General features: G+C 71.2%; 3 protein-coding genes. All 3 read left to right on the top strand.

Annotated elements, in window-relative coordinates:
- A partial coding sequence (locus VN520_RS10290) for a UDP-N-acetylmuramoyl-tripeptide--D-alanyl-D-alanine ligase (protein ID WP_325746562.1) occupies positions 1 to 988 on the top strand: 988 nt, incomplete at its 5' end.
- Positions 985 to 2,055: a phospho-N-acetylmuramoyl-pentapeptide-transferase gene (gene mraY, locus VN520_RS10285; protein ID WP_325746561.1), complete on the top strand. Its 1,071-nt coding sequence runs from the start codon at positions 985 to 987 to the stop codon at positions 2,053 to 2,055. The genes VN520_RS10290 and mraY, both read left to right, overlap by 4 nt.
- Positions 2,037 to 3,479, top strand: coding sequence for a UDP-N-acetylmuramoyl-L-alanine--D-glutamate ligase (gene murD / locus VN520_RS10280; protein ID WP_325746560.1), 1,443 nt, complete (start codon positions 2,037 to 2,039; stop codon positions 3,477 to 3,479). The genes mraY and murD overlap by 19 nt, the downstream gene beginning before the upstream one ends.
- The last annotated feature ends 265 nt before the right edge of the window (positions 3,480 to 3,744 follow it).

The raw sequence follows: 3,744 nt of genomic DNA, 5'->3' as shown, positions 1-3,744 counted from the left end.
GCTCACCGCGCTGCGCGCCACGGCGGAGACCCGCCACCTCGTGCTGGAGATGGGCGCGCGGGGCATCGGCCACATCCACTACCTCGCCGACCTGACGCCGCCGCGCATCGGCCTGGTCCTCAACGTGGGCAGCGCCCACATCGGGGAGTTCGGCAGCCGCGAGGCGATCGCCCGGGCCAAGGGCGAGCTCGTGGAGGTCCTCCCGGAGGACGGCGCCGCGATCCTCAACGCCGACGACCCGCTGGTGCGGGCGATGGCCTCCCGTACAAAAGCCCGGGTGCTCCTCTTCGGAGAGGCCCCGGATGCGGACGTACGGGGAGAGAACGTACGGCTCACGGACGACGGCCGCCCCGCTTTCGCGCTCCACACACCCACCGGGTGCAGCGACGTGACCTTGCGCCTGTACGGTGAGCACCACGTGTCGAACGCGCTCGCCGCGGCCGCCGTCGCCCATGAGCTGGGCATGTCCGTGACCGAGATCGCCGATGCGCTCTCCGGGGCGGGCACCCTCTCCCGCTGGCGCATGGAGGTCACCGAGCGTCCGGACGGTGTGACGGTCGTCAACGACGCCTACAACGCGAACCCCGAATCCATGAAGGCCGCACTCCGTGCGCTGGCCGCCATGGGCAAGGCCCGACAGGCAGCCGGGGGGCGCACGTGGGCGGTGCTCGGTCAGATGGCCGAGCTCGGTGACGCGTCGCTCGCCGAGCACGACGCGGTCGGACGGCTCGCCGTCCGGCTCAACGTCAGCAAGCTCGTCGCTGTCGGAGGACAAGAGGCCTCCTGGCTGCAACTGGGCGCATATAACGAGGGTTCGTGGGGTGAGGAGTCGGTGCACGTGTCCGACGCACAGGCGGCCGTCGACCTGTTGCGCAGTGAACTGCGCCCGGGAGACGTCGTGCTGGTGAAGGCGTCCCGGTCGGTCGGCCTGGAGAAGGTCGCCCTGGCACTGCTGGAGACGACCGAGGGCGAGGTCGCCGTCCGATGAGGCAGATCCTCTTCGCAGGGGCCATAGGGCTCTTCCTGACCCTGGTCGGCACCCCGCTGCTGATCAAACTTCTGGCCCGCAAGGGCTACGGGCAGTTCATCCGGGACGACGGCCCGCGTACCCACGGCAGCAAGAAGGGCACGCCCACCATGGGCGGCATCGCCTTCATCCTGGCGACGATCATCGCGTACGTCCTGGCGAAGGTGATCACCGGCGAGGAGATGCGCTTCTCCGGCGTCCTCGTCCTGTTCCTGATGGCCGGGATGGGTCTCGTCGGCTTCCTCGACGACTACATCAAGATCGTGAAGCAGCGCTCGCTGGGTCTGCGGGCCAAGGCGAAGATGGCCGGCCAGCTGATCGTCGGCGTCGCCTTCGCGGTGCTCTCGCTCCAGTTCGCGGACATCCGGGGCAACACCCCGGCATCGACCCGGCTCTCGTTCGTCGAGGACTTCGGCTGGTCCATCGGCCCGGTGCTGTTCGTCGTCTGGGCCCTGTTCATGATTCTCGCCATGTCCAACGGCGTGAACCTGACGGACGGTCTGGACGGCCTGGCCACGGGCGCGTCGGTGATGGTCTTCGGGGCGTACACCTTCATCGGTCTCTGGCAGTTCCAGGAGTCCTGCGCCAACGCGACCACCCTCACCAACCCGCAGGCGTGTTTCGAGGTACGCGACCCGCTCGACCTCGCGGTGGTCGCCTCGGCCCTGATGGGCGCCTGCTTCGGCTTCCTGTGGTGGAACACCTCGCCCGCGAAGATCTTCATGGGGGACACCGGCTCGCTCGCCCTCGGCGGCGCGCTCGCGGGCCTGGCCATCTGCTCCCGCACGGAGTTCCTGATGGCCATCCTCGGCGGCCTCTTCGTGATGATCACGATGTCCGTGGTCATCCAGGTCGGCTCCTTCAAGATGACCGGGAAGCGGGTCTTCCGGATGGCGCCGCTCCAGCACCACTTCGAACTCAAGGGGTGGTCCGAGGTCCTTGTCGTGGTCCGCTTCTGGATCATCCAGGGCATGTGCGTGATCGTCGGACTCGGCCTCTTCTACGCGGGATGGGCAGCCAAGAAGTGAGCAACGTGGACTGGCAGGGCAAGCACGTCACGGTCGCCGGGCTCGGCGTCAGCGGTATCCCCGCCGCCCGCGCCCTGCACGAGCGGGGGGCCCTCGTCACCGTCGTCAACGACGGCGACGACGAGCGCTCCCGCGCCCAGGCGGCCGAGCTGGAGGCACTCGGGATCACCGTGCGCCTCGGCGACGGCGCGACCCTGCCCGAGTCCACCGAGCTCGTCGTCACGGCTCCCGGCTGGAAGCCGGACAAGCCCCTCTTCCTCGCAGCCGCCGAGGCGGGCGTCCCCGTCTGGGGCGACGTCGAACTCGCCTGGCGGCTGCGGGACCGGGACGGCAGGAAGCCGGCCCCCTGGCTCGCGGTCACCGGCACCAACGGCAAGACCACGACCGTGCGGATGCTCGCCTCGATCCTCGAAGCGGCCGGCCTGCGCACGGCCGCCGTCGGCAACATCGGGGTGTCCCTGCTGGACGCGGTGCTCGGCGACGAGGAGTACGACGTACTCGCCGTCGAGCTCTCCAGCTACCAGCTCCACTGGGCCCCCTCGCTGCGGGCGCACTCCGGAGCCGTGCTCAACCTGGCCCCGGACCACCTCGACTGGCACGGCTCCATGGCCGGTTACGCCGCCGACAAGGGCCGGATCTACGAGGGCAACAGCGTCGCCTGCGTCTACAACGCGCAGGACGGGGCGACGGAGGACCTCGTGCGCGAGGCCGACGTCGAGGAGGGCTGCCGGGCCATCGGCTTCACCCTCGGTACGCCGGGCCCCTCGCAGCTGGGGGTCGTCGACGGCATCCTCGTCGACCGGGCCTTCGTGGCCGACCGCCAGAAGCAGGCCCAGGAACTCGCCGAGGTCGGCGACGTCGATCCGCCGGCTCCCCACAACATCGCCAACGCCCTGGCCGCGGCGGCGCTGGCCCGCGCCTTCGGCGTCCAGCCCGCCGCCGTCCGCGACGGGCTGCGGGCCTTCCGCCCCGACGCCCACCGCATCGAACACGTCGCCGACGTCGCCGGTGTGACGTACATCGACGACTCCAAGGCCACCAACACCCACGCCGCCGAAGCCTCCCTCGCGGCCTACGAGCCGGTCGTCTGGATCGCCGGCGGCCTCGCCAAGGGCGCCACCTTCGACGAACTGGTCGGCGGAGCCGCGAAACGGCTGAGGGGCGCGGTGCTGATGGGCGCCGACCGGGCGCTGATCCGCGAGGCACTGGCGCGACACGCGCCCGAGGTACCGGTGGTCGACCTCGACCGGACCGACACTGGGGCGATGTCCGCAGCGGTCCGTGAAGCGGCACGGCTGGCCCGGCCGGGTGACACCGTCCTGCTGGCCCCGGCATGCGCCTCGATGGACATGTTCGTCAACTACAACAAGCGGGGCGAGGCGTTCGCGGACGCGGTCCGCCGGCTCGCCGACGAGAGCGCCTGACGGACCCGGACTCCGCGTCGTACCGTCCCGGAGGAGGTCCCGGAGGAGCGGAGCGCCGGGGACCCGGCCACGAGCAGCACCGCCGGAGGCCCGGGGCCCCCGGCGCCGGCCCCGGGCACGAGCAGTGGAGGGGACAGCGACAATGCCGGCCGACGAGAGTTCAGCCGCGCGCGGAGCCGACCGCTCACGGGCGACCGCGGCGGTCAGCCGGGTGATCACCCCGCCCCTGCTCGCCGCACCGCTGTCCGCGGGCCCCGGGCCCCTG

The organism is Streptomyces sp., assembly GCF_035563135.1.
Lineage (GTDB): Bacteria > Actinomycetota > Actinomycetes > Streptomycetales > Streptomycetaceae > Streptomyces.
The sequence above is the reverse complement of the archived record's forward strand: the minus strand, read 5'-3'. Positions and strand labels throughout refer to the sequence as shown.